The 25,652-nt window shown below is 40.9% G+C and carries 20 protein-coding genes; 19 read left to right on the top strand and 1 reads right to left on the bottom strand.

The window, feature by feature from the left end; genetic code table 11:
• Position 1: 1 nt before the first annotated feature.
• The 5 genes from ACPF64_RS02635 to ACPF64_RS02615 are packed head-to-tail and all read left to right on the top strand — an operon-like array spanning position 2 to position 5,248.
• The gene (locus ACPF64_RS02635) at positions 2–1,501 is read left to right on the top strand and encodes a UDP-N-acetylmuramoyl-L-alanyl-D-glutamate--2,6-diaminopimelate ligase (RefSeq protein ID WP_426455510.1); all 1,500 of its coding nucleotides are present in this window, start codon (positions 2–4) and stop codon (positions 1,499–1,501) included.
• A gap of 8 nt (positions 1,502–1,509) precedes the next feature.
• Positions 1,510–2,910, top strand: coding sequence for a UDP-N-acetylmuramoyl-tripeptide--D-alanyl-D-alanine ligase (locus ACPF64_RS02630; protein ID WP_426455509.1), 1,401 nt, complete (start codon positions 1,510–1,512; stop codon positions 2,908–2,910).
• Positions 2,911–4,029, top strand: coding sequence for a phospho-N-acetylmuramoyl-pentapeptide-transferase (gene mraY, locus ACPF64_RS02625; protein WP_003653822.1), 1,119 nt, complete (start codon positions 2,911–2,913; stop codon positions 4,027–4,029).
• A gap of 59 nt (positions 4,030–4,088) precedes the next feature.
• On the top strand, positions 4,089–4,421 hold the full coding sequence (locus ACPF64_RS02620; RefSeq protein ID WP_004639737.1) for a DUF7709 family protein: 333 nt from the start codon (positions 4,089–4,091) through the stop codon (positions 4,419–4,421).
• Between the two features lie 2 nt (positions 4,422–4,423).
• Positions 4,424–5,248, top strand: coding sequence for a putative RNA methyltransferase (locus ACPF64_RS02615; protein WP_347019400.1), 825 nt, complete (start codon positions 4,424–4,426; stop codon positions 5,246–5,248).
• Between the two features lie 55 nt (positions 5,249–5,303).
• Here ACPF64_RS02615 and ponA read toward each other — a convergent pair whose 3' ends face one another.
• Positions 5,304–7,865: a penicillin-binding protein PBP1a gene (ponA, locus tag ACPF64_RS02610; RefSeq protein ID WP_426455508.1), complete on the bottom strand. Its 2,562-nt coding sequence runs from the start codon at positions 7,863–7,865 to the stop codon at positions 5,304–5,306.
• 161 nt (positions 7,866–8,026) lie between these two features.
• Between ponA and ACPF64_RS02605 the strand changes: the two genes are divergently transcribed.
• The 14 genes from ACPF64_RS02605 (at position 8,027) to ACPF64_RS02540 (ending at position 25,648) form a co-directional block, all read left to right on the top strand.
• Positions 8,027–9,085 carry a pilus assembly protein PilM gene (locus tag ACPF64_RS02605; protein WP_198078482.1) on the top strand — a complete coding sequence of 353 codons (1,059 nt, stop codon included), beginning with the start codon at positions 8,027–8,029 and terminating at the stop codon, positions 9,083–9,085.
• Positions 9,085–9,726 (top strand): PilN domain-containing protein, encoded by a 642-nt coding sequence (locus tag ACPF64_RS02600; protein WP_426455507.1) that lies wholly within the window; start codon positions 9,085–9,087, stop codon positions 9,724–9,726. The genes ACPF64_RS02605 and ACPF64_RS02600 overlap by 1 nt, the downstream gene beginning before the upstream one ends.
• Positions 9,723–10,472 carry a type 4a pilus biogenesis protein PilO gene (locus ACPF64_RS02595; protein WP_198078484.1) on the top strand — a complete coding sequence of 250 codons (750 nt, stop codon included), beginning with the start codon at positions 9,723–9,725 and terminating at the stop codon, positions 10,470–10,472. The genes ACPF64_RS02600 and ACPF64_RS02595 overlap by 4 nt, the downstream gene beginning before the upstream one ends.
• Before the next feature lie 10 nt (positions 10,473–10,482).
• On the top strand, positions 10,483–11,010 hold the full coding sequence (locus ACPF64_RS02590; protein WP_426455506.1) for a pilus assembly protein PilP: 528 nt from the start codon (positions 10,483–10,485) through the stop codon (positions 11,008–11,010).
• A 62-nt stretch (positions 11,011–11,072) separates the two neighbouring features.
• The gene (gene pilQ / locus ACPF64_RS02585; protein ID WP_426455505.1) at positions 11,073–13,199 is read left to right on the top strand and encodes a type IV pilus secretin PilQ; all 2,127 of its coding nucleotides are present in this window, start codon (positions 11,073–11,075) and stop codon (positions 13,197–13,199) included.
• An 11-nt stretch (positions 13,200–13,210) separates the two neighbouring features.
• Positions 13,211–13,780 carry a shikimate kinase AroK gene (gene aroK / locus ACPF64_RS02580; protein ID WP_003653807.1) on the top strand — a complete coding sequence of 190 codons (570 nt, stop codon included), beginning with the start codon at positions 13,211–13,213 and terminating at the stop codon, positions 13,778–13,780.
• A 28-nt stretch (positions 13,781–13,808) separates the two neighbouring features.
• Positions 13,809–14,891: a 3-dehydroquinate synthase gene (gene aroB, locus ACPF64_RS02575; protein ID WP_426455504.1), complete on the top strand. Its 1,083-nt coding sequence runs from the start codon at positions 13,809–13,811 to the stop codon at positions 14,889–14,891.
• 16 nt (positions 14,892–14,907) lie between these two features.
• Positions 14,908–15,789, top strand: coding sequence for a hypothetical protein (locus ACPF64_RS02570; RefSeq protein ID WP_426455503.1), 882 nt, complete (start codon positions 14,908–14,910; stop codon positions 15,787–15,789).
• A gap of 461 nt (positions 15,790–16,250) precedes the next feature.
• Entirely contained in the window at positions 16,251–20,726 is a 4,476-nt protein-coding gene (gene gltB / locus ACPF64_RS02565; RefSeq protein WP_199989527.1) for a glutamate synthase large subunit, read from the top strand.
• A 69-nt stretch (positions 20,727–20,795) separates the two neighbouring features.
• Positions 20,796–22,217 carry an FAD-dependent oxidoreductase gene (locus ACPF64_RS02560; RefSeq protein ID WP_056482450.1) on the top strand — a complete coding sequence of 474 codons (1,422 nt, stop codon included), beginning with the start codon at positions 20,796–20,798 and terminating at the stop codon, positions 22,215–22,217.
• 172 nt (positions 22,218–22,389) lie between these two features.
• Entirely contained in the window at positions 22,390–23,277 is an 888-nt protein-coding gene (locus tag ACPF64_RS02555) for a metal-dependent hydrolase (RefSeq protein ID WP_005044026.1), read from the top strand.
• A 128-nt stretch (positions 23,278–23,405) separates the two neighbouring features.
• A complete protein-coding gene (locus tag ACPF64_RS02550; RefSeq protein WP_003653797.1) occupies positions 23,406–23,996 on the top strand; it encodes a LemA family protein in 591 nt (196 codons plus the stop codon).
• Positions 23,997–24,020: 24 nt separating this feature from the next.
• A complete protein-coding gene (locus ACPF64_RS02545) occupies positions 24,021–25,094 on the top strand; it encodes a TPM domain-containing protein (RefSeq protein ID WP_426455502.1) in 1,074 nt (357 codons plus the stop codon).
• Positions 25,088–25,648, top strand: a complete 561-nt coding sequence (locus tag ACPF64_RS02540) for a TPM domain-containing protein (RefSeq protein ID WP_426455501.1) — start codon at positions 25,088–25,090, stop codon at positions 25,646–25,648. The genes ACPF64_RS02545 and ACPF64_RS02540 overlap by 7 nt, the downstream gene beginning before the upstream one ends.
• The last annotated feature ends 4 nt before the right edge of the window (positions 25,649–25,652 follow it).

Here is a 25,652-nt window from a genome sequence, read left to right as displayed (position 1 = left end):
TATGTCTGTTTCTTTTCAAGAAATTAATCCAGTCGAGATTGATGCACAGTGGTCTAAGCAGCCTTTTCATGGCTTTAGTTTAGATAGCCGTAAAGTTGAGTCAGGCCAAATCTTTATCGCCTTGACCAGTTATAGCCAACCTGAAAAAACGCGTATATTTGCTGAGTCAGCTTTAGCCAATGGTGCACTTGCTATTATTAGCGAGACTGAGTTGGGTTTGGAAAATGAGTGGGTATGTCCTGATGTGCGTCAACGTATGGGTGAATGGCAACAGCGTTATTTGCAGAAGATAGATCCAGTTGCACCAGCACGTATTGTTGCAGTGACAGGCACAAACGGTAAAACGACAATTTCACGTCTAATTGCTGAGTTAATTAGTTCGCAACAACAGCAATGTGCAGTGATGGGAACTACGGGTAATGGTATTTTGCCAGACTTAACACCATCAACGCATACCACACTTGATGCTTTACAATTACAAAATGCGTTACATGACTATGCTAAACAAGGTGCAACTTTTGCGTCTTTGGAAGCAAGCTCACATGGTTTAGAGCAGGGCCGTTTAAATGGTTGTGCTATTGAAATTGCCGTTTATAGCAATTTGAGCCGTGATCATCTGGATTATCATGGCACTTTAGAGGCTTATGCTGAAGCTAAGGCTCTTTTATTCCGCTTCAGCTCTTTAAAAGTGGCTGTTATTAATCTGGATGATGAGTATGCTGCTCTAATGATAAATGCAGCAAAACAAAATCCTGCTCAGCCAAAGATTCTGACGTATTCGCTTACTCAAAATACAGCAGATTATTATATTAGTGACCTAAGTTACAGTTTGGCAGGGGCGACTTTTAATTTAGTCAGCCAGCAAGGTTCTTTTGCTGTTCAAAGTCCATTATTGGGACATTTCAATGTCGAAAACTTGATTGCAGCACTTATTGCTGCTGAGCAAGCAGGTTTTGATTTAGAAGCATTAGTCGCTTTTGTCCCTCAATTGATTGGTGCACCGGGACGAATGCAGGTCATTCGTGATGGTGAGCGTTTATTTGTTGTGGATTATGCGCATACGCCAGATGCTTTGATTCAGGTACTTAAAACTCTAAAACGTCATGTATCTAATCAGCTTTGGGCGGTATTTGGATGCGGGGGAGATCGTGACCGTGGGAAACGCCCACTAATGACTCAAGCGGCTTTAGATGGCGCAAATCCGATTATTTTGACTTCAGATAACCCAAGAACTGAAGACCCTGAACAAATTTTTGCTGACATGAAGCAAGGAATCGATTTTTCAGGGCACCGTATGCATGAAATTCATGACCGCCGTGAAGCAATTAAATTTGTTGCACAGCAGGCTCAGGCTGGTGATATTGTTGTTATTGCTGGTAAAGGTCATGAAAACTATCAAGAAATTAATGGTGTGCGTCACTGGTTTGATGATGTTGTTGAAGTTCAATCAGCTATTGCTGCGCAACACCATACTGTAGACGCTGCTTACCCTGCACAATAGGACAAATTATGCATACTTCAACCACCAGTACCGTGCCTTTGGAACCGTGGACAGCTCAGCAATTACAACAGGCAACACAGGGCTACTGGCATCAAGACCAGATCCCTCAAACTGAAATTAAACGTATTTTGACGGACTCACGTCATGCGGAAACTGGGGATGTTTTTTTAGCACTTAAGGGTGAACGTTTTGATGCGCACGACTTTGTAGCTCAGGTTGCCGCGAATGGTTGTCAAATCGCTATTGTTGAACGTCCTTTAGAGATAGAAATTGCACAGTTAGTTGTTGCCGACACTCGCTTGGCTCTCGGGCAACTTGGCGCTTATCGCCGTGAGCAAAATACACAACTAAAAGTGATTGCATTAACAGGAAGTAGTGGCAAAACTACAACCAAAGAAATGCTGGGTAGTATTTTATCGCGCTTAGCACCGACACTAATCACTCGAGGCAATTTAAATAATGACCTCGGTGTACCCATGATGTTGCTTGAACTGAGAAAAGAACATCAGTTTGCTGTAATGGAACTAGGTGCAAGTCATCAGGGTGAAATTGATTATACTTCTAAGTTGGTGCAGCCGCATGTTGCAGGCATTTTAAATATTGGGACAGCTCATTTAGGCGAATTTGGCGGACGTGAAGGTATTTGCCGCGCAAAATCAGAAATTTATCGTCATATTTTACCAAATGGCGTTGCAATCGTTCCACAACAAGATGACTTTACGGCTGAAATTCATAAAGCTGCACAAGCACATCGCATTTCTACATTTGGCGTAGGGGGCGATATTTATGCAACAGATATTGAGTTACTGCCTCAATCAACAAATTTTACCCTACATACGCCGCAAGGGACGAGTACCGTTAAACTCCCTTTTGCAGGTGAGCATAATGTGCAAAATGCTACTGCGGCTGTAGCCTTTGCTTTGGCGCTTGGTATTGGACTTGAAGATATTGTCCAAGGCTTAGAGCAAGCTCAGGGTGCTAAAGGTCGTCTAAACTTTATTCAAAAATCTCCTTACTTATTTATTGATGATACTTACAACGCCAATCCAAATTCTATGCGTGCTGCTGCGCAAGTATTGTTGCAGCAACAAGGCATAAAAGTGATGGTAATGGGTGATATTGGTGAATTGGGAGATAGCAGTTGGCAAGAGCATCACGATTTAGGCCATGATCTCGCCGAACTTCCTTTAGATCATATTATTGCAGTTGGGCAGTTTGCTTCAGCCGCTCTCGAGGGTGCAGACTCTCATTCCAATAAAGTGAAAGCATTTCAGACACAAGCTGAGGCGCTTCCATTTCTAATCAATCTAATCCAAACACATCAACCCCAGTCCATGAGTTTCCTGTTTAAAGGTTCTCGCTTTACTCATATGGAAACGTTGATGGCTGATTTGATGGAGAAACTTTAAATGCTGTTATGGTTGTTTGAACAACTTGCGGGCTATCATAGTTCGTTTCAGGTCGTTCGTTATTTAACATTACGTTCTTTACTCAGTGTATTAACGTCCCTGACCATTGGTTTGGTCCTTGGACCGATCATGATTCGTAAATTACAAGCGTTAAAATACGGTCAGGCAGTAAGTTCATTTGCTCCTGAAAATCATGCTAAAAAGATGGGTACACCAACGATGGGTGGGATTTTAATTCTGCTTTCAATTGGTATTAGTACTTTACTCTGGGCTGATTTATCTAACCCTTATGTCTGGATTGTGCTTGGTGTAATGGTTGTGTTCGGTGCTGTAGGTTGGGCAGACGACTGGATTAAAATTCGCTATAAAGACAATGCAGGTTTACCTGCACGTAAGAAGTTTTTCTGGACTTCTGTTGCATCCCTTGGTGCTGGTATTGCGTTATATTTAATCGCAACTCAACAGTCCAATGCAGAACATACTGCAAATATGCTGGATTTATTGATTCCTTTCTTTAAGAATCTTTCAATTCCACTCTCAATTGTTCCTTTAGGCTTGGCATTTATTGTATTTACCTATCTGGTGATTAATGGTGCCTCTAACGCGGTTAACTTAACCGATGGTTTAGATGGCTTGGCGATCATGCCTGTTGTAATGGTAGCTACAGGCTTAGGTGTATTTGCTTACTTGTCTGGTGACATCCGTTTCGCTAACTATTTACATATTCCATATGTAAAATATACCTCTGAGCTTGTTGTGATCTGTTCTGCCATGATTGGCGCAGGTTTGGCATTTCTTTGGTATAACGCGCACCCTGCCCAAATCTTTATGGGTGATGTTGGCGCTTTAGCTTTAGGCGCGATGCTTGGAACAATTGCTGTCATGGTGCGCCAAGAAATCGTATTTGCGATTATGGGTGGTGTGTTTGTAATGGAGGCAGTATCTGTCTTCTTGCAAATTGGATCGCTGCGAATGCGTAATAAACGCGTATTCTTAATGGCGCCGTTGCATCATCACTATGAAAAGCAGGGCTGGAAAGAAACCCAAGTTGTGATTCGTTTTTGGATTATTACAATTATATTAGTAGTTTTAGGTCTAATGACTTTAAAATTGCGATAGATCTTATTTTAGTGTCAATATAAAGCCAGTTCTACTGGCTTTTTTTATTGGAGAGATGAATGACAAAAGTTGCTGGTCTAGACCAATTATCTGTAATTAATCAAAAAGTGGTTGGTGAGGGTGAGGTATTACCTCAGGTCGTACTTAAAGATGGAAGTCAGGTACAAACAGGAACTGTCGCTACAATGTTGCATAATATTGAATTATATAATGCAGGGCAAAGAGGACAGATTGAAGAGGAATTAAAGATCGCAATTCCAACTTTAGTCAAGGTTGGTCTATTTGATTTATTTCAGGTGGACGAATGGATTAACGGAACAAATGCTGGGCGTACATTTGTGGGAATGCACGCAAAGACTTATTTACAACAAAAAGAACAAGAGAATAATTAAAAGTGACTAAGCAAATTTTAATGTGTCCTGTGTGTCGTCAATCTCTGGATTTAAATGAAAAAACTTGGCGATGTGGACAAGGGCATAGTTATGATGTCGCTAAACAAGGTTATGTGAACTTACATGTTGTACAACATAAACATAGTAAAAACCCTGGAGATACGCCAGAGTCAGTCGATGCGAGACGAGCTTTTTTACAAGGTGGTTATTACCAACCCTTACAACATGCTGTAGTCGATTTATTGAAACAACTCGATGTAAAAACTGTACTTGATATTGGGTGTGGGGAAGGCTATTACACAAGTGCTATGCAGCAAGTGGTTGAGCAATGTGTTGGTGTTGATATTGCAAAAAATGCGGTACAGCGTGCAGCAAAGCTGAATAATGAGGTGACTTGGGTTGTGGGAACTGGTGCGACTTTACCTGTGCTTGATCAAAGCATGGATGCATGTACCAGTTTGTTTAGCCCAATTCCACAAGCAGAAATTGCACGTGTTTTAAAAGATGATGGCTATTTAATTGTTGTCACGCCTGCCTCTGAACATTTATATGCAATGCGTGAAGCTTTATTTGAACAAGTTAATCCTCACACGCCAGAAAAGTTTGTGGAGCAGTTGCAAGATTTGTTTGAGCTCAAGCAAGAGCAAATTATTGATGCCCCTTTTGTGCTTGATCAGCAGGCCTTAAAAAATCTAATTGCTATGACGCCTTATGCTTATAAAGCTTCTCCCGAACGTCGTTTGCAGTTAGAGCAGCAGTCACAATTAGAAGTAACGGCCTCTTTTCAAATTTATGTCTTTCAGAAGCGTAATAAAGAAGCTAGCTAATAGACTATTTTTAAAGCATAATAAAAAAGCCATCTAACGATGGCTTTTTTATTATTTATTCAATCTGATTAATCAGATTTTCTAGTTCATCTTTTTCTCGCTTAGGCGCAGGTTCCTGTGAAGGTCTCATGGCAGGAGGTGCAGCTTTTGATGGAATAACAATTTCTTCGCCAGGTAAATCGGCAAAGTCATTGTTATTGTTGAGCTTCGGTTGCGGTGGTGCTGGACGATATAGTGGACGAGCCAATGGTGGAGCCGCACGATAAGTTTTCTTGTCGCTAACTTCTACTACCGCTTGAGTTTTGTCACGTGAAATAGGTGCTTGAGCATCTTTGTCGAGGCGAACCCAAGCTGATGGTGTACCTTCCAATGCTTGACCCATAAAGTTGATCCAGATCGGTAATGCAGCAATACCACCGTACTCACGACGACCTAGTGTCGTCGGTTGGTCAAATCCAACCCACGTCACAGTAACTAACTTGCCATTGAAGCCAGCAAACCATGCGTCTTTTGCATCGTTGGTTGTACCTGTTTTACCGCCTAAGTCATTACGACCAATTTTAAGCGCAGCACGGCCTGTACCATGTTCAATAACGTCTCGTAAAATATTAGCCATGTCATACGCAGAACTTGATTTTAAAATACGCTGTGCCTGACGATATTCACTGTTCGCTTTATCAGTCTGTTTAAGATTAAGTTGCTTAGCTGCCTTTTCTTTCTGCTCTACATCTTTATTAGTAACTTCAATCACTTCATCATCTGTTGTCGTCGTTTTTTGCTCGTCATCAGTTGTGTCAGGCGCGTTAATACATGGAATACATGCATATTCTGGTTTAGCTTCATAAATCACTTTACCGTATGCATCTTCAATGCGTTGAATAAAGTGCGGTTGAATGCGGTAGCCGCCATTGGCAAAAGTCGAATATCCCGTTGCCATTTGAATTGGCAAGACTTGAGGCGTACCTAAGGCAATGGTGTAGTTACGTGGAATTTGATCTTCTTGTAAACCAAAATCCATAAATAACTGGCGAGTACGTTCAATTCCGACTGTCTGTAAAAGACGTACAGATACGGTGTTACGAGATAAATACAACGCACGGCGTAATGGAATCATTCCTAAATAACGACCGTCTGAGTTTCTCGGTGTCCACTTACCAATCGTGATAGGACTATCATTCACCATACTGTACGGCGTCATACCGCGCTCTAGTGCCAATGCATAGACAAAAGGTTTAATCGTCGAACCTGGTTGGCGCCAGCCTTGCAAAGCACGGTTAAATTTCGATTGATAGAAGTTATAACCACCTACAATTGCTTCAATTGAACCATCATTAGGGTTAATCGCAATAAGTTGACCTTGAACTTTTGGAACCTGAACTAAAGACCATGCTGTTTTTGCATCATTTGGACGTAAGCGAACGATATCTTTAACTTGAACAATTTGAGATGCACGGGAAGGAGCACCACCTACACTATTCGCATTGCGATAGGGGCGGGCCCATGACATACCTGACCACTGTACAGTAACCGTTGTACCATCTTGCATTAATGCTTCAAAAGAGCTGCTATTTACCTTAGTAACTTGTGCAGGGTAGGTGTTGGCATATGCTCTAAATTCACTTAATGGTTTGTCGTGTGCTTCAGCACCGCGCCAGCCATGACGACGGTCATAAGCTTCAAGACCATCTTGCACAGATTTTTCAGCAATCGCTTGGCGTTTAGCATTGATGGTTGTATAGACTTTATAGCCAGAATCAATTGCTTGTTCGCCAAAATGCTTTACGAGTTCTGAACGAACCATTTCACCTGCATATGGGTGAATATTATTTAGATCCCGATTGGGCATATTGAGGTTGATCGGTTCAGCCACAGCTTTTTGATATTCTGCTTGAGAGATATAACCCAGCTGTAACATGCGACCTAAAATCCAGTTACGTCTTTCAAGTGCACGCTCTGGATTAACCACAGGGTTGTATTTAGAAGGAGCTTTTGGCAAACCTGCGATCATTGCCATTTGAGCAATGCTTAGCTCATTAATACTTTTGTTGTAATAAATTTTGGCTGCTGCTGCGATACCGTAAGCATTTTTCCCTAAGAAGATTTTATTCACATAGAGACTGAGAATTTCTTCTTTGGATAAATTTTGCTCAATTTTTCGAGCCAAAAAGATCTCGGTTATTTTGCGTTTTAATGTTCTTTCTGGACTCAAATAATAGTTCTTTGCAACCTGCATAGTGATGGTTGAACCACCAGTTTGCACATCAGAACCAGTCACACTTTCACTTAAAGCACGCCCTAAACCCTTAAAACTGATCCCGCTATGTTCAAAGAAAGAAGAGTCTTCTGCTGCTAAAAATGCATGAATAAAAGCAGGAGGAATTTGTTTGTATTCAACTGGAATAGACAGCTTACCACCATACTCGGCAATCAGTTGATTATCTGATGTGTAGACCTGTAGTGGTTTTAAAAGCGGAGCTTTTTTTAGTGAACTCATTTCTGGGAGCGATGGGGCGATATAGAGATACATGCCATAAAAGCCCATCGGAAGTGAGACTAAGATAATAATAATGATCAAAAAAATTGGACGCACGAAGCCCAAACTGGATAGCTTTTTCATGATAAGTAAGCTTTAATAAGATCGAATACAAACTAATTGTGGTCAGTATAGCCTTTAGACATGCGGATTGTTAGATGAGATATTGTATCCGTGTAAAAATAAAGACCTAGATTATTGGTTTGTAATTTTTTTTGGGGATAAAAAAATAATAGGACAATAGTGTGCTCAGGTTATATCGTAAACCGAATAAGGGGTTAATGGGTGTCGATATTAGTTCGACTTCTGTTAAGTTGTTAGAGCTCTCTGTTAAGAACGGTAAATATTGGGTAGAAAGCTATGCTTTGATGCCTTTACCCGAGAACAGTGTAGTTGAAAAAAATATCTTGAATCCAGAGGCAGTTGCGGAAGCTTTGGAACGGGCGATGAATTTAGCAAATCCCCAAACCAGTAACGCTGCAATTGCTGTTCCAACATCGACGGTTATTCATAAAACCATCGAAATGGATGCAGATATGAATGATGATGAACGAGAAGTTCAGATTCGATTAGATGCGGAGCAGTATATACCGTTCCCTTTGGATGAAGTGAGCCTTGATTTTGAGGTTTTACCAGATCGACTGCCTAATCCAAACCGCGTGAATGTACTTTTAGTTGCAACAAGAACAGAAAATGTTGAAACGCGAGTAGAAGTGCTGGAACTGGTGGACTTAACTCCTAAGCTTGCTGATGTAGAAAGTTATGCTGTCGAGCGTGCTTTTAGTGTATTTGCTGATAGCTTGCCAATGGGTGCAAATACCATTGGTATTTTAGATATCGGCCATACCATGACGACATTATCGGTTATGCAAAGTGGCAAAATCATTTATACCCGTGAACAAGTCTTTGGTGGCAAACAGCTGACTTTGGAAATTCAAAGTCGCTATGGCCTGTCTTTAGAGGAAGCGGGACGGGCTAAAAAAGAGCGCTCTTTACCAGATGACTATGACCTCGAAGTTTTAGAGCCGTTTTTAGATGCAGTCGTGCAACAAGCAGCCAGATCTCTACAATTTTTCTTCTCTTCATCACAGTTTAATGAAATAGACCATATTTTATTAGCAGGTGGGAATGCCAATATTCCTGGGCTTGCCAAATTGTTGCAGCAAAAACTTGGTTACCGTGTGACCATTGCCAATCCGTTTTTACAAATGGGTTTTTCTCCTCAAGTCGACTTTCAAAAAATTGAAAACGATGCTTCATCATTAATGGTGGCATGTGGCTTGGCTTTAAGGAGTTTTGATTAATGGCAACAATTAATTTACTTCCTTGGCGTGATGAGCTTAGGGAACAGCGTAAGAAACAATTTATTATTTTTTGTTTTGGGGTAGTTTTTTTGGGGATCACCACTGTATTTTCTGGGTGGTTTTATTTGAATCAAAAATTAGATGATCAAGAACAAGCTAATCAACTCATCACCAGTACAAACCAGAGTCTAGATCAACAGCTTAAAACATTAAATGGCTTGCAAGAACAGCGTGATGCCATTATCGAACGTATGAAACTTATTCAGGGATTGCAAAGTCAGCGCCCTGTTGTTGTACGTTTGGTAGATGAATTGGTACGGATGACTCCGGCAGCGATGTATTTGACTAAATTTAGCAGAACTGGAGATAAATTTACCATTGAAGGTAAAGCAGAAAGTCCCAATACGGTCGCGGAGTTATTACGTAATCTCGAAGCATCACCATGGTATCGCAACGCTTTTATGAAGTCTTTCTTGGCGATTGAAGAGAAAAAAGATAAGACGGCGAGTTCGCTGCTTCCTAGAGTGGAAGATGGCTATGGTAGTTTTGTGGTGACTGTTGATTTAGGGGAAATGGGGGTGACTACAACAGATGATACCGCCAATACGTCTGTAAGTATGGATAAGGGGGCGGTTAAATGAATCCGGATGAACTTCATGAGTTGTCGTTAGAACAAGCTCCATCTAAGAAAAAACAGATCACTTTAGAAAAATTTCTTCAGCAATTTAACACATTAGATATGAACAGTTACGGTAGCTGGCCATTATCTGTGAAAACTACATGCTGGGGTTTTATTTTCTTTGCTGTGTTGGCTTTGGGATACTTTGTTGTTATTCAGCCAAAGCTACAAGCAATTGATACTGCGCAGGCGCAAGAAAGTAATTTGTTGAATGAATTTCGCGAAAAGGATTCAAAATTACGTAACTTGCAGCAATTTCAGCTTCAACTTCAAGAGATGCAAGCAAACTTTAATCAGCAGTTAGAGCAACTGCCAAAAGAAACCGAAATTCCAAGCTTGGTTGAAGATATTAACTTAACTGGGGTGAATTCTGGCCTGAAGTTTAAAAACATCCATTTAGAAGATGAAGTGAAGCAGGAAATTTTTATTGAACAGCCTATTACGATGGAAGCAACTGGCGATTATCACGCTTTTGGTGCTTTTGTCAGTAGTATTGCGGCATTACCACGTATTGTGACAATGCATGACTTTGTTGTAGAAGCTGCGCCTGTTAAAGATAGTAAGTCAGATATTCCTGTACTTAATTATTCTATTAAAGCAAAAACTTATCGCTATATGGGCGCCGTAGAAAATGCTGAACATCCGGAAAACAACGCTTCGGCTTCAGTAGCACCTGTTTCCTCTACTGCTAATACACAGTCGAAATAGGAGCATTACAATGAAACTTAAGCAAATTTCTTTTTCTATTTTAGTATGTTTAGTTTTAGTCGGATGTGACTCGAGAATCGACGCTGTAAATCAGCAAATGGCAGATATACGTAACCAGCCACCACAGGCAATAGATCCAGCACCTGTTTTCACACCTGTGCCACAGTTTAATTATGCGGCTCATCAGCTAAAGAGTCCATTTTTACCAAGCTCACTTGCTGCTGAGCTCAAAATTATGGCAGGAAAACGGGTATATCCGAATTTCTCACGGGCACCTCAGCCTCTAGAAAGTTATGCATTAGAATCCTTAAATATGAAAGGAAGTATCCGTAATAACCGCGGACAAATGCTGGCTCTTATCCAAACACCTGATCAACAAATTGAGCGAGTACAGGTGGGTAATTATATTGGGATGAATCAAGGGCGTATTACCCATATTGGTCCAACTCAGATTGATCTGGTAGAAATTGTCCCCGATGGGCGCGAAGGCTATGTGGAGAGACCAAGAACCTTAGTGTTAATTGGACCCGCACCCTAAAATTTAGGGAATAACAAAGAAAAAGTATTTTTAAAGATTATTTAATTGGGGATGGTCAGACAATGAATCACGTATTCCGTCAGTTTTCTATGGGGGCTGTAGCCATTGCAGTTATGCAGGTTGCATCTGCACAGGTCAGCATGACCAATATTGTACCGACACAAATTGCAGGTCAGGGTACAGAAATTAGAGTTATGTTTAATGGTTTGCCGCCGCAACCACAGGCATATCAACTTGAAAATCCTTCGCGTTTGATTTTGGATTTTAATAAAGCTCAGCAGACTTTAACACAGTCAAAAGTGGCAATTGGTACAAATGAAGCGAGCTCGGTCGATGTAAGTTCTGACGATCAGCGCTCACGTTTAACTGTAAATTTAAAAGAGGCAGGTGCGTTTACAACACGCATTGAAGGCAATACCTTCATCTTAAAAATTAATTCGGCCAAAACGAGTAATAAGCCTATACTCGTAGCTGCTGTACAACCACAAGGTGTTTCAAATATTGGTTTTCAGCGTGGTAGTCAGGGAGAAGGTTTAGTTGTTGTAGATCTTTTGGGAAGTAATACTCCTGTTGATGTTCAACAACAAGGTAGCAAAGTTGTCGTGCGAACATTGGGCTCTAAAATTCCCACCGACTTAGCTAAACGTTTAAATGTGAACGATTTTGCGACCCCTGTTTCAATCATCGAATCTTATAACGAAAAAGGCAATGGCGTTATTACGATCCAATCTACTGGTAGCTATGAATATATGGCTTATCAGGCAGAAAATAAACTCACCATTAGCTTAAAGCGCCCGCAGGACAAAAATGTAAGTTCTTCATCTAAGCCATCTAATTACTCTGGCAATAAGCTTTCTCTCGATTTCCAGGATATTGAAGTTCGTAGAGTTCTACAGTTACTTGCCGATTTTACTGGCATTAATATGGTGGCTGCCGATAGTGTGCAGGGTAATATTACTTTGCGATTGAAAGATGTTCCATGGGATCAGGCACTTGATATTATTTTAAAAACTAAAAATCTGGATAAACGTAAAAATGGTAACGTTATTTGGATTGCTCCCGTTGCTGAGTTAATTAAAGCAGAAGACGATCAGGCAAAAGCTTTAGCACAAACTATTAAGTTGGCGCCGATCCAAACAGATTATATCCGCTTGAGTTATGCGAAAGCGATTGATGTGCTGAAGCTAATTGAAGATACTCGTGATGGTAAGGGCGCTGTTGCAAACCGTACCACAAATTCAGACTCTCTTGCTTTAGAAAGTTTATTGAGCTCACGTGGCAGTGCTGTTGCCGATACGCGTACTAATACTTTGATTGTAAATGATACGGCACAAAATATTGATAAAGTTCGTAAAATGATTGAGTTGCTTGATGTACAAGTTAAGCAAGTTATGGTTGAAGCACGTATTGTCAGAGCTTCTACTTCTTTTACCAAAGAACTCGGCGTTAAATGGGGAATATTATCGCAAGGTATTACTAATAATAATAATTTGTTAGTTGGAGGTAGTGAAACAACCTTGTGGAATTTACGAGAGCCTAAAAAAGATGAGACTACGGGAGGCTATAAATATACGATTGAGCGCCCCGATAACTTAAACGTCGATTTAGGAGTTTCTAATCCGGCGGGAAGTATCGCCTTTGGTCTTATCAGCATGTCTGACTTTATGTTGGATCTTGAGTTATCTGCTTTACAAGCTGATGGCTATGGCGAAGTTATTTCAACTCCTAAAGTTATGACTGCCGATAAGCAGACGGCGAAAGTTGCAACTGGTCAACAAGTTCCTTATCTAATGACTACCACTTCTGGAGCGGGTACTACGGCAACGACCTCATTTAAAGATGCCCTCTTAAGTCTGGATGTTACTCCGAACATTACACCTGATGGCAAGATTCAAATGAAATTAGATATTTCTAAGGATTCGATAGCCGGTGAGGCACCTAATGGTGAGTTAATTCTGAATAAGAATAATATCAATACCAATGTGTTGGTTGATAATGGAGAAACTGTCATTTTAGGTGGAGTATTTGAACAGACAACAAAGAATTCTCAAACTAAAGTCCCTTTCTTTGGTGATATTCCTGTAGTTGGGCGTTTATTCAGAAAAGATGTGAAGTCTGATGATAAACAAGAGTTGCTGATTTTCGTAACACCACGAATTGTTAATGACACTTTAGCGAGAAATCATTAATATATTTTTCAATGAAAGCAATTGAAATAGGTGGCGCCTTGCCAAGCAAAGCGTTTGAAACCCTGCCAAATATTTATTTGGTAGGGCCCATGGGGGCAGGAAAAACAACCGTTGGACGTCATTTAGCCGAACTATTGGGGCGTGAATTTTTAGATAGTGATCATGAAATTGAGCGCAAAACGGGTGCTACTATTCCTTGGATTTTCGAAAAAGAAGGGGAAATTGGATTTCGTACTCGTGAAACCATTGTTTTGAATGAGTTGACTTCCCGTAATGCCTTGGTATTAGCAACTGGGGGGGGTGCCATCACTCAAGCGCCAAACCGTGAGTTTTTAAAGCAGCGCGGTATTGTTGTTTACCTCTACACTCCTGTGGAACTTCAATTACAACGAACGTATCGCGATAAAAACAGACCTCTATTACAAGTTGAAAACCCTGAACAAAAATTGCGTGATTTGTTAAAAACACGTGATCCTTTATATCGTGAAGTTGCTCATTATACGATTGAAACCAATCAGGGCGCTGCTCGTGATCTTGCTCAAAAGATTTTGCAACTTATTTTGTCTAACACGCTAATATAGCCAAACTTACTCGTGGTTTTATAAATTCATGCAAACTTTACATGTTGAATTAGGCGAACGCCGTTACCCTATTTTTATTGGCAGTCAACTTGATCCTAAACAGTTGCTTGAGCCTTATATTCATGGTCAACAGGTCATGATCGTGAGTAACGAAACGGTCGCTCCTTTATATTTGTCTCATTATCAAGAAGCGTTAAAAAGTTTGGGTAAAACTATAGCTACTTGTATTTTGCCTGATGGTGAAAAATATAAAGATATTCAACATTTAAATTTAATTTTTGATGCATTACTTGAAGCTGGGTTTAACCGAGACTGTACAGTTTTAGCTTTAGGTGGTGGTGTTATTGGTGATATGGCTGGCTTCGCCTCAGCATGTTTCCAGCGTGGTGTATATTTTGTTCAGGTTCCGACCACACTTCTTTCACAGGTAGATTCAAGTGTGGGTGGTAAAACTGGAATTAACCATCCACTGGGTAAGAATATGCTTGGCGCATTTCAGCAACCTCAAGTTGTTTTAGCTGATATGTCTCAACTCAACACTTTACCAGATCGAGAGTTGTCTGCTGGATTGTCAGAAGTCATTAAGTATGCCTTGTTAGGTGATGCCGATTTTCTAGTTTGGTTAGAACAAAATATGGATGGCTTGGTTGGTCGAGATGCCAATCTTTTAGCAGAAGCTGTTTATCGTTCATGTGCCCATAAAGCCCGTATTGTTGCAAATGATGAAAAAGAGCAAGGCGAGAGAGCTTTACTCAACCTAGGTCATACGTTTGGTCATGCTATAGAATCTTACCTTGGTTATGGTACTTGGTTGCATGGTGAGGCAGTTGCTACCGGCATGGTCATGGCAGCTGATTTATCAAAGCGTTTAGGATGGATTTCGAGCGATGATGTAGAGCGTACAAAAAAAATTATTCAACGCGCTAATTTGCCGATATCATGTCCAAAAATTCCATTGGATGAATTCCTTGGATATATGGCACATGATAAAAAAGTCCTCAATGGTCAATTACGTTTAGTGTTGTTAAAGCAACTTGGACAAGCGGTAATTACTAAAGACTTTGATGTTGAACTCATGAAACAAGCTATTTTGGCAAATCAACACGGATAATAAATTAAGGTAACACATGACTGTATCACGTACACTTTGGCAGAATGTTCAACAATATATCTGGTTGGTGGGTGGTATCGTCTGCTTGTTTCTGGCTTTTATTTTCTGGGTAATGACTGATAGTAAGAAGCTTGTCGAAGTTGAAAAAGCAGCCGATTCAGACACGCCAGTGCAAATTCAGCCAGAAAAAGTGGCAACAACGGCTAACTTGGGGGCTTTAGCTGATGAAGTTAGGCCTCTTGATTTAACGACTCGGACGGTTGTATCTGGTCAACATGAGGCAGAGTTCCGCGGTACAAAGTTTATTAACGAAAACAAGAAACAATGGACGCTTGAGCTGTTCCGTGCATCTGACGAAGATATTATTAAAAACTTTTTAAAGAATCGTTCAGACCGAAATAAATTTATCTACTTCCGATTAAGTGGAGAAAAGCAATCTGAACAATATGTTTTGACATATGGCGTATTTAAACGTTCTGAAGATGCAATTCAGCAGTTAACACAACTGAATCTTAATTTGCCTGAATCAATTAAGCCGCAACCTCAACAATTTTCGACTTATGTGCCACTCGTCAATGACTTAGGTGCAGATGAAATGAAAGGTGGGATTAGCCAAACTTATGAAGTGCGGTTACGCCCAGCTGCCTTGCCTAAAATTGATGAGTCTTTGCTCATGGGCGCAGGTGTAAATGGCGCTATAAATATGCAACCTAAAGTGGCTGCTCCATCAACGAACTCTACAACTCGGACAACCATTATTCGTCGAGATGCCGAGGGAAATGTTGTAGATGTACACCAGTCTAATTCTGCTGCTGATACTGCTAAAAAGGCTCAACAAAATCGTGCAACTGAAGTTCCTCCAAAAAATGCAACAAATGAGGGCACAAGAGGGAACTAACGGTAAGAATAATTTGCACAAATATAGTGCAATAATAAAAAATACATATACTCCTTGATCAAGCGTGGTGCATATTTGGTCATTTATTAAAATGATAGCCTGAATAAAACTGATCTATTTTTAATAAATATAAACACTTAAGTTGTAAAAAATATATTGGCATAGTTTTTGCTTTATTCTTGTGCTTATTAATGTACTGCTAACTATTTTGGCGCTCTAAAGAGTGAAGTCTATGCAGAGTCGTGGGGTCGAACTGCTTTAAAAGAGTGCGAAATAAGTCAAAACATTTTTCTAGCAAAAACCAGTGTACGCATTTATGGAACAGCGTATATTGGCTTATCAGCCCAAAATTTTTTTTTGCGAAACATTGAGCTAACTATCGTCCGTAGGCAATATCGCAGAAATAAGTTGTTTGTTTGACGCTCGAAAGAGCCTTATTGAAAGAAGGGTACGCTATGCACATGCCATCGCCTAATACTGTAGCTCCCGCTCAAGGTTTATATCAACCTGATGAGTTTAAGGATAACTGTGGTTTTGGACTGATTGCCCATATGAAGGGTGAATCAAGTCATCATCTTGTAGAAACCGCGATTCACAGTTTAAGTTGCATGACGCACCGTGGTGGTATTGCCGCAGATGGCAAGACGGGAGATGGGTGCGGCTTATTATTGGCGATGCCAAAGCAATTTTTTCGTGATGAAGCAAAAAAACTGAGTGATATTACACTGAGCGAAGTTTTTGCTGTGGGTACGGTATTTCTAAATATTGATCCGGCATTAGCGCAACATTCTAAAAATATTTTAAATAAAGAAATTGAAGCAGAAGGCTTACGCGTACTGGCTTGGCGTGTTGTGCCTACAAATAACGATGCACTAGGTGAAATTGCACTTCAATCTTTACCTGCTTTTGAACAGGTCATTGTGAACTGTCCAATGGGTGTAACCGAAGTTGAGTTCAACCGTAAGCTATTTTTGGCGCGTCGCCGTGCGGAACAACAATTACAAAAAGATCCGTTATTCTATGTGACTACGCTTTGTTCGACAGTGATCACTTATAAAGGCTTGATGATGCCTGCTGCGATTGCTGAGTTCTATACAGACTTGGCAGACGAACGTTTAAAATCACATATCGTCGTGTTCCATCAACGTTTCTCGACCAACACTTTACCACGTTGGCCGTTGGCTCAGCCTTTCCGTTATCTTGCTCATAATGGTGAAATTAACACCATTACAGCAAACCGTAACTGGTCATTAGCACGTACTCCTAAATTTGAAAATCCATTGTTGCCGGGCTTAACTGAACTTAACCCGATGGTGAACCGTACTGGTTCAGACTCATCAAGCTTAGATAATATGCTTGAGATCTTGGTCGGCGGCGGTATGGATTTATTCCGTGCGTTACGTATGCTCGTACCACCAGCTTGGCAAAACGTAGAAACTTTAGATGCGGACTTACGCGCATTCTATGAGTTCAACTCTAAGCACATGGAAGCTTGGGATGGTCCTGCAGGCTTGGTAATTCAAGATGGTCGTCATGCAATCTGTATGCTTGACCGTAATGGTTTACGTCCTGCACGTTGGGTAATTACTAAAAATGATTACATTACCTTAGCATCAGAAATTGGTGTTTGGGGCTATGAACCTGAAGACGTGGTTTCTAAAGGCCGTGTAGGTCCAGGTCAAATTTTGGTAGTTGATACCTTAACAGGCAAAGTACTTGATACAAAAGATGTAAATACTCATCTTAAAAACATGCGTCCGTACCGTGAATGGTTGCGTGATCATGCAATTCGCTTAAAAGCTAATCCTGAACTTGAAGAACAATTAGTTGATCAAGGTTTAACTGGCGATGCTTTAAAAGCAGCTCAAAAAATGTTTATGGTGACATTTGAAGAGCGTGACCAGTTATTGCGTCCAATTGCTGAAAGTGGTCAGGAAGCTGTAGGTTCTATGGGCGATGATACGCCAATGGCTGTATTGTCTCGTCAAGTACGTCATGTGACGGATTATTTCCGTCAACAATTTGCACAGGTGACTAACCCGCCAATCGATCCATTACGTGAATCGATTGTAATGTCCCTTGAGACGTGTTTAGGTCGTGAGCAAAATGTATTTGAGCAAGGTCCAGAGCACGCAGATCGAATCATTATTTCGAGCCCTGTTTTGTCTAACTCAAAAATGCAGCAAATCCGTAGTATTGATCGTGCAGGCTATGAGTCTGTTGACATCAATTTGAACTATGCTGAAGAAGAAGGTTTGCAAGCTGCGATTACACGTATTTGTGAAGAAGCGGCACAAGCAGTTCGTGATGGTAAAACTTTAATTGTTTTAACTGATAAAAATATTCGCCAAGGTTTCTTACCTGCAAATGCAGCACTTGCAACAGGTGCGGTACACCATTACCTCATTAAAACTGGTTTACGTACTGATGCTAACATCATGGTTGAAACTGGTTTTGCACGTGATCCGCACCAATTTGCGGTATTACTTGGTTTCGGTGCAACCGCAGTTTACCCATACCTAGCATATGACGTGATCAATGATTTGATTGCTAAAGGTGAGCTTTTAGGTGATCCAATCCATGCGCAAGCGAACTTCCGTAAAGGGATTGAGAAAGGCCTATTAAAAGTTCTTTCAAAAATGGGTATCTCTACAGTTGCGTCGTATCGTGGTGGTCAGCTTTTTGAAGCAGTTGGTTTGTCGTCTGAAGTTGTAGATCAGTGTTTCTTAGGTGTTCCAAGTCGTATTCAGGGCGCAACATTTGCTGACCTTGAAAAAGATCAGAAAAAATTAGCTGCTACAGCATGGTCAAATCGCAAACCGATTGATCAGGGTGGTTTGCTCAAATTCGTGTTTGATAAAGAGTACCACGCGTTCAACCCAGACGTGATTAACTCATTACATACGGCTGTTCGCTCTGGTAAGTATGAAGACTTTAAAGTATATGCTGAGTTGGTTAACAACCGTCCGGTTGCAACCATTCGTGACTTATTCAAGTTAAAAACAACGAATTCGATTCCGGTTGAGCAAGTTGAGTCAGTTGCAGATATCTTGCCTCGTTTTGACTCGGCAGGTATGTCTTTAGGTGCTCTTTCTCCAGAAGCACATGAAGCAATTGCAATCGCGATGAATACAATTGGTGGTCGTTCAAACTCTGGTGAGGGTGGTGAAGATCCTGTTCGCTACGGCACAATTCGTAATTCGAAAATCAAACAGATCGCATCTGGTCGTTTTGGTGTAACACCTGCTTACCTAACTTCTGCTGAAGTATTGCAAATTAAAGTTGCTCAAGGTGCAAAACCAGGTGAAGGCGGTCAGTTACCGGGCGGTAAAGTAAATGGCTTAATTGCACGTTTACGTTACTCTGTACCGGGTGTAACGCTGATTTCACCTCCACCACATCACGATATTTACTCAATTGAAGATTTGTCTCAGTTAATTTTTGACTTGAAACAAGTTAACCCGAAAGCAATGGTGTCAGTAAAACTGGTATCTGAACCGGGTGTGGGAACAATTGCCGCTGGTGTTGCTAAGGCATATGCAGACTTCATTACCATTTCTGGTTATGACGGTGGTACAGCAGCATCTCCACTTTCATCAATTCACCATGCGGGTTCTCCATGGGAATTAGGTCTCAGTGAGGCGCATCAAGCACTTCGCGTTAATGACTTACGTGGCAAAGTACGCGTACAAACTGATGGTGGTTTAAAAACTGGTCTTGATGTCATCAAGGCAGCAATTTTAGGCGCTGAGAGCTTTGGTTTCGGTTCAACACCAATGATTGCTTTAGGTTGTAAATATTTACGTATTTGTCACTTGAACAACTGTGCAACTGGTGTTGCAACTCAACAAGACCATTTACGTCAAGAACACTATATTGGCGAGCCAGAAATGCTCATCAACTTCTTCCACTTTATTGCGGAAGAGACTCGTGAATGGTTAGCAGCTTTAGGTGTTTCTTCATTGAAAGACTTAATTGGTCGTGTTGATTTACTTGAAGTATTACCGGGCGAAACTGAAAAACATGCTCACCTTGATTTAAGTGCATTGTTAACATCTCATCCATCTGCTGACGGTAAAGCACAGTACTGTGAAGTACAAGGTAATGCACCATTTGATAAAGGTGTATTGGCTGAGAAAATGGTTGAAGAAATGCTTCCTGCAATTGAATCAAGTGCAGGCGGTCAGTTCAACTTCAAAGTTGTGAACTGTGACCGTTCGATTGGTGCTCGTGTGTCAGGTGAAATTGCTCGTCGCTACGGCAACTTAGGCATGGAAGTGCATCCTGTAGTCATGAACTTAACTGGTACTGCTGGTCAGTCGCTTGGTGTATGGAACGCTGGTGGTTTACACATCCGTCTTGAAGGTGATGCAAACGACTATGTGGGTAAAGGTATGGCAGGTGGTCGTATCTCAATCTTCCCACCACAAGGTTCGCCTTTCCAAACACAAAACACAGCAATTATTGGTAATACCTGTTTGTATGGTGCAACTGGCGGTAAGCTTTTTGCAGCGGGTACAGCGGGTGAGCGTTTTGCAGTTCGTAACTCTGGTGCATTTGCAGTAATTGAAGGCGCTGGTGATCACTGCTGTGAATATATGACAGGTGGTGTGGTGACTGTACTTGGTAAAGTAGGCCATAACTTTGGTGCAGGCATGACTGGTGGTTTTGCTTATGTACTTGACCTTGATAATGACTTTGTAGATTACTACAACCATGAATTGATTGATTTAAATCGTATTTCAACAGAATCTATGGAAGATCATAAAGAGTTCTTGTTGCGTATTATCGATGAGCATATCAAAGAAACAGGTAGTGCTTGGGCTTATAAAATCCGCAATGAGTTCGATTTCTACAGCCGTAAATTCTGGCTTGTGAAACCAAAGGCTGCTAATTTGCAAACGCTTTTGAAAACAACACAAGCTGATCCACAATAATTCCACGACTGCAACGACATAGGCAGGTGCGGGCAACAGTGAAATCCGCGCCTACCCACGGAGAGAGACATGGCAGAACGCCTAAATAATGACTTTCAATTTCTGGATGTAGCACGCCAAGATCCAGAGAAAAAAGATATTACTGTCCGCAAAGCAGAATTTGTGGAAATTTATAAACCTTTTACATCGGAAACTGTCGCTAATCAGACTCACCGTTGTTTAGGTTGTGGTAACCCATATTGCGAATGGAAATGTCCTGTACATAACTACATTCCAAACTGGTTAAAACTCATCGCTGAAGGCCAAATTTTCCAAGCTGCTGAGCTTTGCCATCAAACCAACACATTACCTGAGGTATGTGGTCGTGTATGTCCACAAGATCGTTTATGTGAAGGTGCTTGTACCTTAAATGATGGTTTTGGTGCAGTGACTATTGGTAATGCTGAAAAATATATTAACGACACAGCCTTCGCTTTAGGCTGGCGTCCAGATATGTCAGGCGTGAAATGGACTGACAAAAAAGTTGCAATCATTGGTGCCGGTCCGGCAGGCCTAGGTTGCGCGGATATTTTAGCTCGTGGTGGTGTTAAGCCAGTTGTATTCGATAAGCGTCCTGAAATTGGTGGCTTACTTACATTCGGTATTCCAGAATTTAAAATGGAAAAAGATGTAATGAAACGCCGTCGTGAAATTTTCACAGGTATGGGCATCGAATTCCGCTTAAATACTGAAATTGGTACAGATGTCACCATTGATGAATTACTTGCAGAATATGATGCTGTATTCATGGGTATGGGAACTTATACCTACATGAAGGGTGGCTTCCCAGGTGAAGATCTTGCAGGTGTTTATGATGCACTTGATTTCTTGATCTCTAACGTAAATCGTTGCCAAGGTTGGGAAAAAGACCCAAGCGAGTACATTAGCTTAGATGGTAAAAAAGTGATTGTACTTGGCGGTGGCGACACTGCGATGGACTGTAACCGTACTTCATTACGTCAAGGCGCTCATGATGTAACGTGTGCATACCGTCGTGATGAAAGCAACATGCCAGGCTCTGCGCGTGAAGTAAAAAATGCTTATGAAGAAGGTGTGAAATTCTTGTTCAATCGTCAACCGATCGAAATCGTAGGCGAAAATGGCAAAGTGACAGGCGTTAAAGTCGTAACGACTCAAATGGGTGAACCCGATAGTCGTGGCCGTCGTAGCCCTGAACCAGTTCCAGGTTCTGAAGAAGTTTTACCAGCTGATGCGGTTTTACTTGCATTCGGTTTCCGCCCAAGCCCAGCTGACTGGTTTGGTAACGCGAATATTAATCTTGATGGTTCAGGCCGTGTTGTGGCAGCTGAAAAGCAAGAATTCAAATTCCAGACATCGAACCCGAAAATCTTTGCTGGTGGTGATATGGTGCGTGGTTCAGACCTTGTCGTGACTGCAATCTGGGAAGGCCGCCAAGCTGCTGAAGGCATTCTAGACTACCTCGGTGTTTAATCTAAAAAATTATTTTTAAAGTTTTTAATAAAGCCTGCTTGATGCAGGCTTTATTTTTACCGCTAGTCACTTTGATGTTTTTGGCAAATACAATAAGCTTTTTTGCCCTTTTTAGCCTTTAACCATCACGACATACTCAAAGCTTCCTTCTTCAATACAATAGGTGTTGAATATGAACATCGCAGGTATGACGGCAGAAAAATCATATTTAAATCGTCGAAAAGCGTTGGGTATTACTGTGCGTCGCCTTGAATTTAATCCTAAGGCGATCAAGCGGCACTATTTCGCGAATTCTCCTCTTATGTCTCACTTTTTAACTGCACTATCTTCAACGTTTCCTGTAGGAGAGCAGTTTTTTGTAAATAGCGTGCGCAATGTACGTGATAAGGTTTCCGATCCACAATTACAGGCTCAAATTGCCGCTTTTATTGGACAAGAGGCAATGCATTCTAAAGCTCATGGTGAGTTTAATGAAGCTTGGCGGCGTGATGATTATAATCTGGACAGCTTTCAAAACTGGCTAAATCAGCGTGATAAATATTTAAGAACGATTCCTCCTAAACTGCAATTGGCCCTTACCTGTGCTTTTGAACATTTTACTGCTCTACTTGGAGGATATGTTTTACAGCACCCAGAGTTATTAAAAACGTTAGATCAAGATGCACTAAAACTTTGGGTATGGCATGCGATTGAAGAAATTGAGCACCGTTCAGTGGCGTTCGATGTCTATCAACATGTGTATGGGGATGATCGTATTCGCCGCTTACTCATGCGTAGTGTCACAACAGGATTTGCCAGTATCGCTTTTTATGGAACAACCCGCTTATTTTGGCAAGATAAATGGAATAGCTTACCTAAAATTGGAGGTAATTTATTTGGTTTATATTTGCTGGTTAAAATGCTTGTTCAGCTCATGCCGGAATATTTCGCATATTACAAAAAAGATTTTCATCCTAGTCAAAAGGATTATGGCCGTATGGTCGATTACTGGAAAAGTTCTTTAGCAGATGAATATCGAATGGCAAGTTTTCAACAAGAAAAAGACCAACTATTAAGTTAATAAATAACCGGATTGAAAAATCCGGTTTTTAAATCAATAAAATAAAAGCAACACAATAATGCCAAAATCATCATACAATCGAGGAAAGAGGTTAAAAATATAAAGAAAAACTTGAGGATAATGTGACGATGAAAACATTGAAACAACTCGCGATCGCGACGACACTTGCCAGTACCTTATTGTTTTCAGGGTGTGGCTATAACACTTTACAAGTCAAAGATGAAGCAGTAACGGCAGCTTGGTCTGAAGTTCAAAACCAATATCAACGTCGATCAGATTTAGTACCAAACCTTGTGAATGTTGTAAAAGGCTATGCTAAGCATGAAGAACAAGTCTTAACCGAGGTTACACAGGCACGTTCGAATGTTGCTGGTTTGAAGGTTGATAAAGAAGTTCTAGAAGACCCGGCTTTACTTGAAAAATACCAACAGGCTCAAAGTCAATTAACAGGGGCTTTATCTCGTCTGATTGCTGTTTCTGAAAATTATCCAGATTTAAAAGCCAATACCCAATTCCAAGAACTTCAGGTTCAACTTGAAGGAACAGAAAACCGTATTGCTGTAGCTCGTAATCGTTATATTACAACAGTGCAAGACTACAACGGATATGTACGCCAGTTCCCGCAAGCAGTGACAGCAAAAGTAATTGGTATGCATCCAAAAGCTAATTTCTCTGCCGAAGCATCTGCACAGCAGGCACCAAAAGTTTCTTTTGATTAATTTTAAGAATCAAAGGAGTGCTGCATGAGAAATAATATATTGCTTCAGCTTAAGCAAATTAAGGTATTTGTTATTACCTTAATTTTGCTCTGTTGCGGTGTTCTTTTTCAGAATGCAGCATGGAGTGAGACTAATATTGCAACTGCTACTGATAAAACTGACACCATTGTAGCGGGCAAAATTATTCAGAAGCAGCAGGCTCAAGCTTCCGCTTCTAAAAGTGAGCAGTCTGCTTCTGGCGTAGCTCCCCAAGCTAAAGTCGCCAACGATATGGCAGATGGTGAATCGATTCGTGGTTTGCCAACCTTAAATCAGCCTGTTATTGATCAAGCAAATATATTAAGCGAGGCAGAGAAGCAGCAGCTCGACCAAAAAATTCTAAGTTTATATCAACAAGGCAAAGCACAAATCGGTATTGTTATTGTTCCAACTACTGGCCAAGAAGATATCTTTGATTATGCATTGCGTGTAGGTGAAAAATGGCAACTTGGTTCAGCAAAGCGCGATAACGGATTGCTCATTGCGGTTGCGGTAAATGACCGCCGTATACAAATTTTAACCGGATATGGCTTAGAGGGTGTATTACCAGATATTGTCTCGAGTCGAATTATTAGAAACCAAATCACACCCTATTTTAAACAAGCCCAATATGCGCAAGGTTTAAATGCAGGTGTTGATGAAATTGGAAGAATTTTAAATCTTGATCCAGAAGTCGCTCAGCAAGCCGCTCAAGATTTAAAAGAACGACAACACCAAGCCGCAGAAGAGCAACAAGCCAAACAAACAACCCTCACAATGGCTCTATTTATTCTTGTTGCCGGAATTGTGGGGTCATTTATTGTAGGACGACCTCTTAGTGCATCTACTGCTGGTGTTGCTGCTGCGGTAGCAGGTTTTGTAAATGGTGCTGGCTTGGTCACTAGCTTATTACTTGGTTTTGGAATCTTCTTTTTACTCATTACTTCAATTGCCCAGCTTATTTTACAGGTTATCCTGAGTGGTGCAGGTGGAGGAGGGCGTGGTGGTGGCTTCGGCGGCGGAGGCTATGGCGGCGGTGGAGGTCGTTTTGGCGGTGGAGGTGCTTCAGGCTCATGGTAACAACATCAGAAACAACACAAATTATTACTCAACCTAAAATTGAGGAATTTGTAGAGCCAAGCTTAAAACGTTGGTTTAAACATCTATGCTATTTTCCGGCCAGTAGCCGTTATTTTTCAAAACAAGATAAGCAAACGATTGCTGATACGGTACAACAAGCAGAACATGGGCATGTTGGAGAAATACAAGTTGTAATCGAAGGTCATATTCCATGCTCACAGGCCTACAGACAAAATACACGTTTAAGGGCACAGCAGTTATTTGCAGAATTAGGTGTTTGGGACACCGCATTAAATAGTGGCGTACTACTTTATTTGAACCTATGTGAACGTACAGTAGAAATTATATTTGATCGCGGTATTAGAAATGCCACTAATGATCAAGTCTGGCAACAGATTTGTGAGTCTATAGTTCAACAACTTAAACAAAAACAATATCAGCAAGCTGTAGTGATTGGTGTTCATCAAATTGGAGAGGTGATGTCACATTTTTATGATGAAAACATGCCAGATCAATCCAATGAATTGGGAAATGCTCCAATTATTATAAATTAAGTTA

The organism is Acinetobacter sp. KB005 (assembly GCF_049949095.1).
In the GTDB taxonomy this organism is placed as follows: Bacteria; Pseudomonadota; Gammaproteobacteria; order Pseudomonadales; family Moraxellaceae; genus Acinetobacter; species Acinetobacter calcoaceticus.
Note: the sequence above shows the minus strand (reverse complement) of the source record. Positions and strands in the feature narration are given on the sequence as shown.

What these genes read in the sequence shown, in the direction of transcription:
- ACPF64_RS02620 (WP_004639737.1), top strand. Translation starts at nt 4,089, where the DNA reads ATGACAAAAGTTGCTGGTCTAGACCAATTATCTGTAATTAATCAAAAA.
- ACPF64_RS02540 (WP_426455501.1), top strand. Translation starts at nt 25,088, where the DNA reads ATGGTAACAACATCAGAAACAACACAAATTATTACTCAACCTAAAATT.
- ACPF64_RS02635 (WP_426455510.1), top strand. Translation starts at nt 2, where the DNA reads ATGTCTGTTTCTTTTCAAGAAATTAATCCAGTCGAGATTGATGCACAG.
- ACPF64_RS02600 (WP_426455507.1), top strand. Translation starts at nt 9,085, where the DNA reads ATGGCAACAATTAATTTACTTCCTTGGCGTGATGAGCTTAGGGAACAG.
- mraY (WP_003653822.1), top strand. Translation starts at nt 2,911, where the DNA reads ATGCTGTTATGGTTGTTTGAACAACTTGCGGGCTATCATAGTTCGTTT.
- ACPF64_RS02555 (WP_005044026.1), top strand. Translation starts at nt 22,390, where the DNA reads ATGAACATCGCAGGTATGACGGCAGAAAAATCATATTTAAATCGTCGA.
- aroB (WP_426455504.1), top strand. Translation starts at nt 13,809, where the DNA reads ATGCAAACTTTACATGTTGAATTAGGCGAACGCCGTTACCCTATTTTT.
- ACPF64_RS02595 (WP_198078484.1), top strand. Translation starts at nt 9,723, where the DNA reads ATGAATCCGGATGAACTTCATGAGTTGTCGTTAGAACAAGCTCCATCT.
- ponA (WP_426455508.1), bottom strand. Translation starts at nt 7,865, where the DNA reads ATGAAAAAGCTATCCAGTTTGGGCTTCGTGCGTCCAATTTTTTTGATC.
- ACPF64_RS02545 (WP_426455502.1), top strand. Translation starts at nt 24,021, where the DNA reads ATGAGAAATAATATATTGCTTCAGCTTAAGCAAATTAAGGTATTTGTT.
- gltB (WP_199989527.1), top strand. Translation starts at nt 16,251, where the DNA reads ATGCCATCGCCTAATACTGTAGCTCCCGCTCAAGGTTTATATCAACCT.
- aroK (WP_003653807.1), top strand. Translation starts at nt 13,211, where the DNA reads ATGAAAGCAATTGAAATAGGTGGCGCCTTGCCAAGCAAAGCGTTTGAA.
- ACPF64_RS02550 (WP_003653797.1), top strand. Translation starts at nt 23,406, where the DNA reads ATGAAAACATTGAAACAACTCGCGATCGCGACGACACTTGCCAGTACC.
- ACPF64_RS02630 (WP_426455509.1), top strand. Translation starts at nt 1,510, where the DNA reads ATGCATACTTCAACCACCAGTACCGTGCCTTTGGAACCGTGGACAGCT.
- pilQ (WP_426455505.1), top strand. Translation starts at nt 11,073, where the DNA reads ATGAATCACGTATTCCGTCAGTTTTCTATGGGGGCTGTAGCCATTGCA.
- ACPF64_RS02560 (WP_056482450.1), top strand. Translation starts at nt 20,796, where the DNA reads ATGGCAGAACGCCTAAATAATGACTTTCAATTTCTGGATGTAGCACGC.
- ACPF64_RS02570 (WP_426455503.1), top strand. Translation starts at nt 14,908, where the DNA reads ATGACTGTATCACGTACACTTTGGCAGAATGTTCAACAATATATCTGG.
- ACPF64_RS02590 (WP_426455506.1), top strand. Translation starts at nt 10,483, where the DNA reads ATGAAACTTAAGCAAATTTCTTTTTCTATTTTAGTATGTTTAGTTTTA.